The sequence below is a fragment of the Nocardia sp. NPDC052001 genome, assembly GCF_040680615.1.
Lineage (GTDB): Bacteria > Actinomycetota > Actinomycetes > Mycobacteriales > Mycobacteriaceae > Nocardia.
On the sequence record NZ_JBFAXC010000002.1, the window covers coordinates 827,316 to 841,313 of the forward strand.

At 67.8% G+C, this 13,998-nt stretch carries 11 protein-coding genes and 1 pseudogene; 4 read left to right on the forward strand and 8 right to left on the reverse strand.

Annotated elements, in window-relative coordinates; genetic code table 11:
- Nucleotides 1-29: 29 nt before the first annotated feature.
- The 3 genes and pseudogenes from fadD11 (at nt 30) to AB0L82_RS12080 (ending at nt 3,212) form a co-directional block, all read left to right on the forward strand.
- Nucleotides 30-1,835, forward strand: a complete 1,806-nt coding sequence (gene fadD11, locus AB0L82_RS12070; protein WP_364636015.1) for a fatty acid--CoA ligase FadD11 — start codon at nt 30-32, stop codon at nt 1,833-1,835.
- 89 nt (nt 1,836-1,924) lie between these two features.
- Nucleotides 1,925-2,560, forward strand: coding sequence for a TetR/AcrR family transcriptional regulator (locus tag AB0L82_RS12075; RefSeq protein ID WP_364634181.1), 636 nt, complete (start codon nt 1,925-1,927; stop codon nt 2,558-2,560).
- Nucleotides 2,557-3,212: pseudogene (locus AB0L82_RS12080) on the forward strand (enoyl-CoA hydratase-related protein). The gene AB0L82_RS12075 and the pseudogene AB0L82_RS12080 overlap by 4 nt, the downstream one beginning before the upstream one ends.
- 81 nt (nt 3,213-3,293) lie before the next feature.
- Here AB0L82_RS12080 and AB0L82_RS12085 read toward each other — a convergent pair.
- Nucleotides 3,294-4,133, reverse strand: a complete 840-nt coding sequence (locus AB0L82_RS12085) for a class I SAM-dependent methyltransferase (RefSeq protein WP_364634182.1) — start codon at nt 4,131-4,133, stop codon at nt 3,294-3,296.
- Nucleotides 4,134-4,207: 74 nt separating this feature from the next.
- Here AB0L82_RS12085 and AB0L82_RS12090 point away from each other — a divergent pair, with 74 nt between their 5' ends.
- On the forward strand, nt 4,208-4,660 hold the full coding sequence (locus AB0L82_RS12090) for a helix-turn-helix domain-containing protein (protein WP_364634184.1): 453 nt from the start codon (nt 4,208-4,210) through the stop codon (nt 4,658-4,660).
- Nucleotides 4,661-4,697: 37 nt separating this feature from the next.
- Here the strand turns inward: AB0L82_RS12090 and AB0L82_RS12095 are convergent, their stop codons facing one another.
- From AB0L82_RS12095 to AB0L82_RS12125, 7 genes are all read right to left on the reverse strand, one after another.
- On the reverse strand, nt 4,698-5,597 hold the full coding sequence (locus AB0L82_RS12095; RefSeq protein WP_364634186.1) for an alpha/beta hydrolase: 900 nt from the start codon (nt 5,595-5,597) through the stop codon (nt 4,698-4,700).
- Nucleotides 5,598-5,763: 166 nt separating this feature from the next.
- Nucleotides 5,764-8,874: a crotonase/enoyl-CoA hydratase family protein gene (locus AB0L82_RS12100; protein WP_364634188.1), complete on the reverse strand. Its 3,111-nt coding sequence runs from the start codon at nt 8,872-8,874 to the stop codon at nt 5,764-5,766.
- Nucleotides 8,875-9,112: 238 nt separating this feature from the next.
- A complete protein-coding gene (gene mshC / locus AB0L82_RS12105) occupies nt 9,113-10,351 on the reverse strand; it encodes a cysteine--1-D-myo-inosityl 2-amino-2-deoxy-alpha-D-glucopyranoside ligase (RefSeq protein ID WP_364634190.1) in 1,239 nt (412 codons plus the stop codon).
- 174 nt (nt 10,352-10,525) lie between these two features.
- Nucleotides 10,526-11,311 (reverse strand): SCO1664 family protein, encoded by a 786-nt coding sequence (locus AB0L82_RS12110; protein ID WP_364636018.1) that lies wholly within the window; start codon nt 11,309-11,311, stop codon nt 10,526-10,528.
- Complete coding sequence (locus AB0L82_RS12115; RefSeq protein ID WP_364634192.1) at nt 11,307-11,897, reverse strand: DUF3090 domain-containing protein; 591 nt, start codon at nt 11,895-11,897, stop codon at nt 11,307-11,309. Before AB0L82_RS12115 ends, AB0L82_RS12110 begins: the two co-directional genes overlap by 5 nt.
- Before the next feature lie 27 nt (nt 11,898-11,924).
- Nucleotides 11,925-12,659 (reverse strand): histidine phosphatase family protein, encoded by a 735-nt coding sequence (locus tag AB0L82_RS12120; protein ID WP_364634194.1) that lies wholly within the window; start codon nt 12,657-12,659, stop codon nt 11,925-11,927.
- A gap of 16 nt (nt 12,660-12,675) precedes the next feature.
- A complete protein-coding gene (locus AB0L82_RS12125) occupies nt 12,676-13,992 on the reverse strand; it encodes an undecaprenyl-diphosphate phosphatase (RefSeq protein ID WP_364634195.1) in 1,317 nt (438 codons plus the stop codon).
- Between the last annotated feature and the right edge of the window lie 6 nt (nt 13,993-13,998).

The window sequence follows — 13,998 nt, forward strand, 5'->3', positions numbered from 1 at the left end:
TGAGTGGATCGAGAAGTGTTATGGCAGAAATGATTACGGCCCCGGCGGCATTCCAGGCGACCGCAGCCATCGACCCCGACGCCATCGCGGTGCGCTCGATCGGCGGGGAGCAGTCGCTGACCTGGGGCGAATACGCCGCACAGGTGCGCGCGGTCGCCGGGGGTCTGGCCGCACTCGGGGTCGGGCGCGGGGACACCGTGGCCCTGATGATGGCCAACCGGGTCGAGTTCTATCCCCTGGAAGTGGGCGCGCAGCACGCGGGCGCGACCTCGTTCTCGGTGTACAACACCCTCACCGCGCAACAGTTGAACTACGTGTTCACCAATGCCGGGAATCGGATCGTCATCTGCGAAGCGCAATACGTGGATCGCATCCGGGCCTCGGGGGTGCCGATAGAGACGATCGTGTGCGTGGATCGCGCGGTGCCCGGCACGTTGTCGGTGGCGCAACTGACTTCGCTCGCGCGCTCGGACTTCGACTTCGACGCCACCTGGCAGGCCGTCACCGGCGAGGACATCGTGACCCTGTGCTACACCTCGGGCACCACCGGCAACCCCAAAGGTGTCGAGATCTCGCACGCCAACCTGAGTTTCGAATGCCAGGCGTACGCCTCGGTGATGCCCGTGGAATTCGGGGACCGCATCACCTCGTATCTGCCGAGCGCGCATATGGCCGACCGGGTGACGGGGCTGTATCTGCACGAATACTTCGGCAGTCAGATCACCGCGGTGCCCGATCGCGCGCTACTGGGTGCCGCGCTGGTCGATGTGCGGCCCACCATTTGGGGCGCGGTACCGCGGGTGTGGGAAAAGCTCAAGGCGGGAGTGGAATTCGCGGTCGCGGGGGAAACCGATCCCGCGCGCAAGGCCGCGCTGGCGTGGGCGCTCGAGGTCGCCGACCGCAAAGCCCAGGCGCAATTGGCGGGCGTACCGCTCGATGACGTGCAAGCCGCCGAATGGGCCAAGGCCGATGAACTGGTGCTGTCGGCATTGCGCGCCAAACTCGGCCTGGATCAACTCAAATGGGCGCTGTCGGGGGCCGCGCCGATTCCGGCGGAAACACTCGGCTTCTTCTTCGGGCTCGGCATCCCCATCTCCGAAGTGTGGGGCATGTCCGAGCTGACCTGTGTGGCCAGCGTCAGCCCGCCCGCCCAAGCCCGTCTGGGCACCGTGGGCAAACTGCTGCCCGGACTCGAATCGAAAATCGCCGAGGACGGCGAATTCCTGGTGCGCGGGCCCCTGGTCATGCGCGAATACCGCAGTGAACCCGGCAAAACCGCCGACGCTCTACAGGACGGCTGGCTCGCCACCGGCGATATCGTCACCCAGGACGCGGACGGCTATCTGCGGGTGGTGGACCGCAAGAAGGAACTCATCATCAACTCCGGCGGCAAGAACATGTCCCCGGCCAATATCGAGAACACCATCAAAGCCGCCACCCCGCTCATCGGAGCCCTGGCCACCATCGGCGACCGGCGGCCCTACAACACCGCACTCATCGTTCTGGACGCCGAATCGGCCGAACCGTATGCGGCACAACATAATCTGACCGATGCGTCGGCGGCGTCACTGGCCGCGCATCCGGAGGTGATCGCCGAGATCGCGCGCGGAGTCGCAGCCGGGAACACGCATCTGTCCCGCGTGGAGCAGATCAAACGGTTCGTGATCCTGCCCGTGTTCTGGGAGCCCGGCGGGGACGAGATCACCTTGACCATGAAACTGCGCCGCACTCCGATCGCGGACAAATACGCCGCCGATATCGAGCGCATGTACGCCCCCGAACGCGACGCCGACGTCCACGAACCGAGCACCGAACAGGCATCCGCGCCCGCGTAAGAGGCATTCCCGCAGGTGAAGCACCCGTCTTCGGACGGGTGCCACACACCACACTCGTAACAGAGCGCTTGCTCTGTTATGTTTCGACTATGCCCCGCCCACGTACCCACGACCCCGGCACCGTCCTCGACGCCGCCGAAGCCCTGGCCGCCGACGGCGGGGCCGCCGCGGTCACCATTCGCGCCGTCGCCACCGCCACCGGGGTATCGAACGGGGCCATCTATCACACCTTCGGTTCACGCTCGGAACTGTTGGGGCGCACCTGGATTCGCGCCGCCCGACGCTTCGGAGCCGTCCAGCTCGAACTCATCGACGCCCACGACGGCGGCGGAGTCGAAGCCGTGGTGGCCGCCGCGGACGCGCCCGCGGTGTTCGCGCAACGCTTTCCCGAATCCTCCCGCCTGCTGTTGACCGTGCGGCGCGGGGATCTGCTCGGCGATGAGCTGCCCGCCGAGATCGCCGACGAGCTCGGCGGACTCGAACGCTCCCTCATCGACTTGATGAAACGCCTGGCCCTGGACCTGTGGGGCCGCAAGGACGCGCGCGCCGTCGACGCCATCACCACCTGTCTGGTCGATCTGCCCACCGCCATCCTGCTGCGCCGCGACCGGCTCGCCGACCCCACCGCCCGCGAACATCTGCGCGCCGCCGTGCGCGCGGTCCTCGCGGTCGGACCCGCACCACGACAACCACACCGCGATACCGATCCGAAGGAACCCTCATGAGCGCCACCCTCACCCACCGCGACAAGATCGCCGTCCTGGACCTCGGCGGCGAGGAGAACCGCTTCACCCCGAACGCCTCGAGGCGATCAACGCCGCCCTGGACACCGTGCTGACCGACGGCTCGCGCGCGCTCATCACCACCGGCGGCGGCAAGTTCTACTCCAACGGCCTGGACCTGGAATGGCTCTCGGCCAATGGTGAACGTGCGGATTGGTATGTGGCACAGGTGCAGGCACTGCTCGCACGCGTGCTCACCTTCCCGCTGCCCACCGCCGCCGCACTGCCCGGACACGCCTTCGGCGCGGGAGCCATGCTCGCCATCGCCCACGACTTCCGGATTATGCGCGCCGACCGCGGCTACTTCTGCTTCCCCGAAGCCGATATCCGCATCCCGTTCACCAAGGGCATGGCCGCGCTCATCCAAGGCAAGCTCACCCCGCGCTCGGCGATCGCGTCCATGACCACCGGGCGTCGTTTTCCCGCGCCCGAGGCCGTGGAATACGAACTCATCGACGCCACCGCGCCCGAGACCGAAGTCCTCGACGCGGCGGTGGCCGTGCTCACCCCGCTCGGAGCCAAGGATCAGAGCACGCTCGGGGCGATCAAAAGCGTCATGTTCGCCGGGGCGGTCACCGCACTGACCAACCCCTGACCGCACCCTGAACGGCCCGGTGCGGTTCCACCACGGCCCGGCGCATCAGGTGCGAATACTACTGCGCGGCACCAGGATTCATCACGCGCGAGCGTCGACCATCCAGCACGCGGAGGTATAGCGCACCTGATCGCCGTCCACGAACGGCTCGAACGCCGCCCGCACCACCTCGATCACCTTGGCGCGAGTGGAGTCATCGGCCTCGGGCAGCACCTGACCCACCGGACCGAACTGGGTGAAATACCCGACCAGTGACTCCTCGGGCATCGCGCACCGCACATCGGCCGGGCGCACCGAGATATCGGCCCACCCGCTCTTGTCGAGCACCCCGCGCACGAACTCCGGATCGGCGAAACCGAACTGGCCCGGCTGATTCGCCACGCGCGGCGGCAGATTCGGCAGCAGCGGGGCGGCCGCGCGTTCGGCGGTCGTCATGAACGGATTGTCCTGGGTACCGCGCCACGCCAGGAACCGCAGTGCGCCACCCGCGCGAGTAGCCGAGCGCAAATTCGTGAACGCGGCCACCGGATCGGGGAAGAACATCACCCCGAACCGGGACAGGATCAGATCGAACGACGCCGGTTCGAAATCGTGGGTCTGGGCGTCGGCGAGCAGAAAGTCCACGCGCGCACCCGACTCCGCCCCGCGTGCCTTCGCCGCGGCGATCATCGGCTCGGAGATATCGACCCCGGTACACCTGCCGGACGCACCCATACGCCGCGCCGCCGCGATGGTGGTCGCACCCGCCCCGCACCCCACATCGAGTATCCGCGCCCCCGATCCGGCGACCACCGGCCGCACCAGCAACTCCTCGAGCGGTTTCATCACCTGATCCAGCAGCTCCTGCCACTGCACCCACGCGTGCCCGGACGGGCCGTTCCAGCGGGTGCTCTGCTCATCGGCCTGCGGTGCGCTCGCCATGGGGATCTCCTTTACTCACCGGGATCTGCGGTACAGACTCACTGTGTCAGTTCAAGTCGACTAGAGGTCAAGCCATGAACCCCAGCACCGGCGTGGATCTCGATATCGGTGAGGTCGTCACCCGCTCGGGCATACCCGCCTCGACCCTGCGCTACTACGAGGAACGCAATCTCATCACCTCCACCGGCCGGCGCGGACAACGCCGCATGTTCGCGCCCAGCGTGCTGCGCCAGCTCGCCCTCATCGGCATGGGACGCGCCGCCGGCTTCAGCCTCGACGAAATCGGGCGCATGTTCACCCCCGACGGCGACCCACACCTCGATCGCGCCATGCTCGCGGCCAAAGCCGATGAACTCGACCGCACCATCGCACGCCTGAGCACCCTGAGTGAGAGTCTGCGCCACGCCGCGGACTGCTCCGCGCCCACCCATATGCAATGCCCCACCTTCCAGCAGCTGCTCGAAGCGGCCCTCGCCGATCCGGCACGGCCGCAACCGCATCGGATCGGACGGGCACTGCCGGTATGAGGTTCGGTGCCCGGACGGTTCAGCAGCGGCCGACGGTTCAGCGTGAAGTGGCGTGCAGATGCCGCAGCAGGTGTTCGGCCACCGCGACGGGTTGTTCGGCATGCAGGAAATGACCCGCGTCCGGTATCTGAGCGGCATCGACCCCCGCACTGCGCGCCAACGCCAACTGCATCGGCGGGGACATACAGCCATCGCGCGCACCGGACAGGGCCAGCGTCGGAATCGGTGCGGGAGCCGCCATCAGCACCCGATGGAACCGGCGCGTGGGGGCGCGATGCACGGTGAACAGCGAACGGTAGTAGCGGGTCGCCGCGTGCGCGGTCGCCGGATCGGTGAAAACCGTTGCGGTGGGCGCGAACTCGGCCTCGGTGAAATCCCAGCCCGGAGACCAGCGCCGCCACAGCCGCCGCACGAACGCCGCGTCGTGACGGGTCAGCAGACGATGCGAGGCACCGGACTGCATCACCGGGATATAGGACGACATCACGGTTTGCCGGGGCAGCTGCCGCGCCGCGGCCGGCGGGAAACCCGCGCCGAACGGCGGGATCGCCAGCTGGGTCAGGGAAAGCCATTGGCGGGGTTGGCGTTTGGACAGGACCATCGCCGCGAAAGCGCCCCAGTCATGGCCCACCAGATGCGTCGGCGGGCCGCCCAGGGCACGATGCCAGGCCGCGATATCGTCCGCGACCGCCATCAGGTCATAGCGGGCATGACGGCGCGCCGACTCGGGGGTGTAGCCGCGCAGCCACGGCGTCAGCACCTGGAAACCGGAATCGACCAGCAGCGGGATCAACCCGTCCCAGCTGTGCGGGGAATCCGGGAAACCGTGCAGCAGCATCACCAGCGGTGCGTCGGCCTCCCCGAACTGCCGTGCCGAGAGCAATAAACCGTCCCGCCGCAACTCCAGCGCGGACTCACCGGTGTCAGCCGATGTCATAGGTACCTCTCTTCGAGCGCGGCCCCACCCGCGGCAGCGGATGGGGCCGAAGGCGCGCGCCGCGACCCGGCGCGCGCACGCACCCGCCCGATCGGCGAGTGCGGTTGTGCCACAACATATTCCACCCCGGGCATACCGAACGGTGAAATCGGCGGGAAAATCCCGCTCAGCGGCCCCGCCACACCGGGGGACGCTTCTCCACGAACGCGCGCATACCCTCACCGGCATCCTCGGACGAGAGCGCGGCAGCGGCCACCTGACCCTGGCGCGAGAACGCCTCGGCGGTGGACCAATCCGGGGCCTGATCGATGATCTGCTTACCGGCGTCGATGCTCAGCGGGGCGTTCACCGCGATCCGCTCGGCCAACTCCAGCGCCACGTCCAGGGCTTTTCCGGGTGCGGCGACCTGATTGATCAATCCCAGCTCGGCCGCCCGGGTGGCGGTGATCGGATCACCGGTCAAGGTCAACTCCATGGCGATCGCGCGCGGCAGCCGCTGTGACAGGCGCAGTACACCGCCGCCCACGGCCACCAGACCGCGTTTGACCTCCGGAATGCCGAATGTCGAATCCTGCGCCGCCACAATCAGATCCGCCGACAACGCCAGCTCGCATCCGCCCGCGAGCGCCGGACCCTCCACCGCCGCGATCAACGGTTTGCGCGGCGGCGTCGATACGATCCCGAGAATGCCGCGCTTCTCGGTCACCGGCACCTCACCGCGCGCGGCGGCCTTGAGATCCATTCCGGCACTGAAATATCCACCCGCACCGGTCAGAATCGCGATCCGCGCGTTCGGATCCGCCTCATAGGCGTCGATCGCTCGCTCGAGCCCCAGCGCGGTCGCCAGATCGATCGCATTGCGCACCCTGGGCCGATTGATCGTAATGATCATCACGTGCCCGCGGCGCTCGATCAATACCGGAGCCGGTGGCGCGGCGGGCAATTCGACCCGCTCGGTGCCATCGACCCGCACCAGATCCCCGGTCACCGTCACCGGCAACCCGAGCAGATCACCATCGGCCGGGAACCCGGGAGCGGCCTGTTCGGTGGTCACCGCGTCCTGGCCGGAATCGGTACCCGCGCCCACAGCAACCGATTCGGCCGCACCGGCGGGAGTGTCCACTGCCGAGCCGGTGGTGGTGGTGCGGTCATCGGGTGCGGTCCCCTCGCCGCTCAGCGCGGTGAGTAGGGCGGAATCGGTGCTGCGCAACAGGACTCGATCACCCTCGGGGGTGAGCAGGCTCAGGATCGCGGCTTCGGGGTGGCCGTCGCGGTCATAGGGCAGGGTGTAGGCCTCGACCACGGCGGGGCCGTCGTAACCGGTGCGGGCGCGACGCTTGGGCGGATGCTCGATCACCGGGGTCAGATGGCGGTAGGCCGAGGTGGGTGGGGTCGCGGAGTAGACGCCGAGCGCGTGTTTGGTCAGATACCAGCCCAAAGACGTGGACAGGCCGAAGGAGTCGGGTTCGGCGCGCAGGCGCTGGACCAGGGTCGCGACCGCGTGGCCGCCGTAATTGTTGCCCGGGCCGCCGCCGAAGGTCAGCCCGCCGGTCACCGACAGCGGACGCTTGGGATCGTCGGAGGGCAGGCCCAGCTCGCGGGCGGCGATCTGCACCGCGACCGGGAAGCACGCGTACAGGTCGATATGGGCCAGATCCTCGGGGCGAATGCCGGTGTGGTCGAACACTGCCGCGCCCAGGGCGCGAATGGCCGGGGAGGCGGCCAGTTCGGTGCGTTCGGAGACGAACCATTCATCGCTGCCCGACGCGCCCGCGTGCAGGAACACCCACTTGTCCTGCGGGATACCGGCGGCTTCGGCGGCCGCGGCACTGCACATGATGATGCCGCTGGCCATATCGACGGTCAGGTTCGCGCATTCGAGCTTGGTGTACGGCGCGGAGATCATGCGATTGGCTTCGGTGGCCGTGGCGATCTCGGCAGGGGTGAATTCCTGCGGCTGCCAGGCGTTCGGATTGCCCGCCGCCACCGCCGACAGTCGCGACCACAACTCGGCCACCGCCTGCGCGTGCTCGGCCGGGGTTCGGCCCAGGCGATGCCGGTTCGCCGATTCGATCAGCGCGTACATATTGATCGGAGCCAGTAGTCCGGACTCGGTCTCGGGTGCGTTGTTCGCGGGCTTGTCGATACCGACCGTGCGCGTGGGCCGCACCGTGGCGTCCTGCACCGGCCAATCCACCTCGATGCCCGCACGCTGGGCCGCGGCCTGGGTGGCACCGGCCTCGGCTCCGGTCACCAGCACCACGTCATACTCGCCCGCCGCGATCGCCGCGGCCGCCTCATTGAGCACCAACTGTCCGCCGTCACCACCGAACGGGCTCGACTGCACCGTTTCCACCGTGCCCGCGCCCACCGCATCGGCGATCAGCGCACCCAGATCCCGGTACTGCCACGAGGTCGGGGACACCGAGTACACCGCGTCCGCGCGCGCCAGCAGTGCGTCCCCGGCACCGGCATCGGTGGCCGCGGCGCGCAGCGCCCGCACCGCCAACTCGGACGGATCGACATAGCCGGGGTCGGGGGTGCGATTCACGATCTGGCCCACACCCACCAGCACGGGCGTCGTCGGCGCGAGCACCACACCGGACGCCTTGTGCCGCACGGCCTTCCGAGCCGGACGCGACGCGGGTCCGGCGGCCGCGATCGCCACGGGCAGTCCGGTGAGCGACTCGGCCAGTGCGTCACCGAGACTGCGCGCCACCGTCCCACCCAGGGGGCCTTCGATCGGCTGTCCGGCCAGTCCCGCATCCAGATACACCGTCGACCCGGCTCCGGCGGGGGTCACCGTGATCCACAATCCGAGGGTCAACCCCTGCGGGCCGGTACCTCGCAAGTGCAGGCCCGTCTCGTCGACGGCTGCCACGGTCCAGCGCAGATCGGCGGGAATGCCCATGAACTTGGCGACCTGCCCGTATTCCACACCGGCTTCGGCCTGCCCGGGGGCGTCACCGCGCCAGCCCGCGTGGAAGGTGACCCACTCCGGAATCCGGTGCAGATCCACCAGATACGCCAGTGCCGTGCCCGCGTCGACATCCAGGCCCTGCTGGGCGTGCGCGGTCCGCACGAACTCGCTCAACCCCGCGGGTGGCGTGCGCTCCCCGAGATCCACCGGTTCCGGCGCCGCCTGCTGCCCGGTCAATCCCGCCACCAGATCACGCACGATGCGCGGATCCCGGCGCACGGCCCCCAGCAGATCACCGCCCGCGCGCAGCTGTTTACGCACCGCACGGAATTTGTCGAACCCGGGCACCGAAGTCACCGTCGAACCTCCTCATTGAGGATGAGAGCATTAAAGCCTCACCGTATCGCCAACCGGCGCTGAGCGGGAGGGGTGCCCGGCCTCGGGAGCGCGGCAGCACCTTCGCGGCTCGTGGTCGGCGAAACGAGAATCGCCCACCGCCGCATGGGCCGTGGGCGATTCTCGATAGGGCGATTGCCGGAATGCGTGGCGATTGTCGTTGTCGCGCAGTGCGATTCGAACCCCGCCGGTATTTCCGCTACAGGCTGATGCCGAGCAACGCGTCCACCGCGGCCCGGATCGCCCCGGGAGCGTCCGCGTCGGGACCGCCGTAGTTCAATGCCTGCTGCGCCCAGCTGTCCACCGCGGCAAGGGCTTTGGGGGTATCCAGATCATCGGCGAGGTGCTGGCGCAGGCGCGCGATGGTGTCCGCGGCATCGGGACCCGACGCCAGCGCGACCGCCGAGCGCCAGCGGTCCAGGCGCGAGAGTGCTTCGGCGAGCACCGCATCGGACCATTCGCGGTCCTGACGGTAATGCCCGGAGAACAAGCCCAGCCGAATGGCGGCCGGATCGGTGCCCGAGCGGCGCAGCTTGGACACGAACACCAGATTGCCGCGCGATTTGGACATCTTCTCGCCATCGAGGCCGATCAGACCGGCATGCACGTAGTGGCGGGCGAAACGACGCCCCTTGACCAGCGCTTCGGCATGCGCGGTGGAGTATTCGTGATGCGGGTAGATCAGATCGCTGCCGCCGCCCTGAATATCGAATTCGGTGCCGATACGATTGAGCGCGATCGCCGCACACTCGATATGCCAGCCCGGTCGGCCCGCACCGAACGGAGCGGGCCAGGACGGCTCACCCTCGCGCTCGGCCCGCCACAGCAGCGCGTCGATGGGATCGCGCTTACCGGGGCGATCCGGATCGCCGCCGCGTTCGGCGAACAGCTTCTCCATGGTGGCCCGGTCATAGCCGGACTCGTAGCCGAACTGATCGGTGGCATCGTGCCGGAAGTAGATATCCGGATACTGCGCGTCATCGACCACATACGCCGCACCCGACGCCAGCAGCTTGTCGACGAGTTCGACGACCTCCTGCACCGATTCGATCGCGCCGATGTAGTGCGCGGGCGGCACCACGCGCAGCGCTTCCATATCCTCGCGGAACAGATTGATCTCGCGGGTGCCCAGCTCACGCCAGTCGATACCGTCGCGTGCGGCCCGCTCGAACAGCGGATCATCCACATCGGTGACGTTCTGCACGTAATGCACCTCATGTCCGGCATCGCGCCAGAGCCGGTTGACCAGATCGAAGGTCAGGTAGGTGGCGGCGTGCCCGAGGTGGGTGGCGTCATAGGGGGTGATCCCGCAGACATACATGGTGGCGGTGGGGCCGGGGGTGACCGGGCGCACCTGCCGATCGGCGGTGTCGAACAAACGTAACGCCGGTCCGGATCCGGGGACGGTCGGGACAGCGGTATCGGACCAGGACTGCATGAATCGAGGTTAACTGTGTGACGGGCGTCCAACCCGCGCGCCCCCGCTCACCGGTACCCGCACCCCCGCGGTGATGCACCGCTCGACCTGCACTTTAATTACGCCCGCGCACCCGTCAATGGTTGAAATCATGATGCAGGCAACGTTTTTCGCGTTGTCACGGACTCAGCGTGATCAGAATGCGGGCCAGGGTATGGGTCGCTGGCTCGACGGCAGCGGCAGCACCGGATGCTCGAGCAACTCCCGCGCGCGGGCCTCGAGGGCCTCGATTTCGGTATCGGTGATCAGCTCGGCGAGCCGGGCACCCAGCTCGCCCGGCAGCGCTTTGACCAAAACCGTGATGTCGGTGAGCAATTCGTCCTCGATCGGCTCACCGGCCCAACCCCATAGCACCGTGCGCAGTTTGGGTTCGGCATTGAGGCAGATGCCGTGATCGACCCCGTACACCCGGCCATCGACCCCGGCCAGCACATGACCGCCCTTGCGATCGGCATTGTTGATCAGCACATCGAGCACCGCCATGCGCAATAGCCGCGGGTCTGCCGCGTGCACCAGCGATACCGGATGCCCGGACGGATCCAGCGCCCGCAACACCTCCCGGAATCCATCCGGAATCTGCCCCACGGGCACCAGATCCACCAGATCCGGACCCTCGTCGACGATATCGATCCAGCGCTGCACCATGCCGATCCCGTACGGGCCCTCGCGCAGCACGGTTTCGGGAATCACGCCCCAGCCCAACGCCTCCGACACCGCGTACGAGGCGACCTCACGCTGGGCGAGGGTGCCGTCGGGGAAGTCCCACAGCGGTCGTTCCCCGCGCACCGGTTTGTACACCACGCGCAGCACCTGGTGCTCGTCCTGCTCGGCCTCGCACACCAGCGTCACATTGCTGGCGGTGGTGACCTGCCCGATCACCGTCAGCTCGGCGGTGCGCAGCGGGTCGTTCGACACGTCAATCCTCTTCTGGCTCGCTGGTGGCGCCGAAGATCTCGCCGCGCTTGTACCCGTTGGTGCGCACACACATATGCCCGGTCGGGGACAACGGTTCCTGACACAGCGGACACGGCGGACGGCCCGCCGCGATCACCCGCGTGGAACGCAACGCGAATTCACGCGCCTGCACCGGGGTCAGGAATACCCGCACCGCGTCCGGGCCCTCCTCGGTGTCATCGAGCACCACCGATTCGTCGACCTCGGTCTCGGTGATCGCCAACAGCTCCACCACCACCGCGTTCGCGTCCGCGTCCCAGCCCAAACCCATGGTGCCAACCCGGAATTCGGCTTCTATCGGGGTCGCCAGCGGTGCGATATCGGCCACATCGGCCGGTTGCGGGGGCACCGGGGTGCCGAAGCGGCGCGCCACCTCGTCCAATAGCAGCCCCATCCGATCGGCCAGCACTTTCACCTGCTGCTTCTCCAGCAGCACGCTGACCACGCGCGGCTCCTGCACGGCCTGCAGGTAGAAGGCGCGGTCACCCGGCTCGCCGACGGTGCCGGCGATGAATCGATCGGGGGTGCGGAAAATATGGATTGCTCGGCCCATGGCACCTCCTCCAAAGCTCACTCACCACTAAGAATCGGGGCGCTCCGCTACCCCATTATCCGTACTACCGGTATTGCCCGTTTCACCGCCGGGCACCGGTCCCGATCTGGATTCGCCGCCGGTTTGCGGCGAAATCGCCGCCAAGGCGGACAGATCCGAGCCGGTGTCATTGAGCCGCCACACGTACGGGGCGGTCGGACTGTAGCGGATCACACTGATCGAGGCCGGTTCGACCACGATGCGCTGGAAACCGTCCAGGTGAATTCCGAACGCGTCCGCCAGCAGCGACTTGATCACATCCCCATGGGTGCACGCCACCCACAACACATCGCCGCCGTGTTTCTCTCCCAGAATCCGGTCGTGTTCGCGCACAGCGGAAACCGCGCGGAACTGAACCTGCGCCAAACCCTCACCCGAGGGGAACACCGCGCCCGAGGCGTGCCGCTGCACCACCTTCCACAGCGGCTCGTTCACCAGCTCGCTCAACGGCCGCCCGGTCCAGTCGCCGTAATCCACTTCCAGCAGGCGCTCATCGGGTTCGGCCTCGATCCCGAGCTTGTCCGCCAGCGGGGCGACGGTGCGCTGACAGCGCAGCAGCGGTGAGGTCACGATGTGCTCGATGGGCAGCGACGCCAGTCGCTGTGCGACCGTATGCGCCTGCTCGCGCCCGCGGTCGGTGAGATCGACGCCGGCGCTGCGGCCGGCCAGGGTGCGGGCAATGTTCGACGTGGAGACGCCGTGCCGCAACAGGATCACCGTCACCGGGACAGCCTACGTGTTAGGTCGCGCTGACGACGCCGGTCGCCAGCAGCGCCATCACCGTCAGGCCCAGGATGATGCGGTAGCCGACGAACCAGTCCAGCGAGTGCTTGGTCACGAACCGCAGCAGCCATGCCACCGAGGCGTAGCCGACCAGGAAGGAGATGACCGTGGCGACCAGGATCTGCATGCCCGAGGCGTTGAGGCCCTCACCGGCGGGTTCGAAGGCGTCCGGCAGCGAGAACAGGCCCGAGGCCAGCACCGCGGGAATCGCGAGCAGGAATGAGAAGCGCACGGCGGCTTCACGAGTCAGGCCGATGAACAGACCCGCCGAGGACGTCGCACCCGAACGCGACACGCCCGGAATGAGCGCCAGGCATTGCGCGAAGCCCATGATCAGGCCGTCGCGGGTGGTGAGCTGTTCGATCGGGCGGCGCTTCTCGCCGTAGTACTCCGCGGCGGCGATCACCAGTGCGAACAGGATCAGCATGGTCGAGACCAGCCACAGATTCCTTGCGCCGGTACGGATTTGGTCCTTGAGCAGGAATCCGATCACACCGATCGGGATGGTGGCGATGATCACATACCAGCCGATGCGGTAGTCCAGATCGCGCTGCGAATCCGGATCCAGCACATACCCGCCGGGCACATCGTCGCGATAGACCGGCAGCACGGTGGTGGGCTGATCGTGCAGCGGCACCCGCGCGGGTTCGCGTCCGGTGATCTTCCACGAGATGGTGGTGAACCAGGCCACCAGAATGCGCCAGATGTCCTTGGCGAAATACACCAGCACCGCGGCCTCGGTGCCCAATTGGGTGACCGCGGTGAAGGACGCGCCCGCGTCATCGCCGAAGAAGACCGCCGACACGATGCGCATGTGCGCCGAGGACGAAATCGGCAGAAACTCCGTCAAGCCCTGCACCAGACCCAATATCAGGGCCTGCACCCACGTCATCGACTCGCCCACGCACATCCTCCAGTCCCGAATCGTCGGCTGCCGGTGGACAATTCGCCCACGCGCGACGCATTCGCCGCGAATACCGCCGGTGACCCTACAGGGCGCGGGACAACACCCGTCAGCGGAAGCACCCAACCGGGCGCGGAACCACCGCACGGGGGTCCGGACCGACACCGCGCGTGCGCCGGAACCGCGGGTCTCACCGTGCGCACCGGCACGTCCCGAACACGCAAACATGGTGGTCCAGAGGGGGATTGCGCGATTGGGCGCGGTGACCGCGCGACATCGCGGCCGAATCGATACGCGCACGGCCCGGCGAGGCATAGCGGGGCGGACGGGACATGTGCGCTTAGGCTGACGCGTGTGACGAAAGTGCATGCGCGG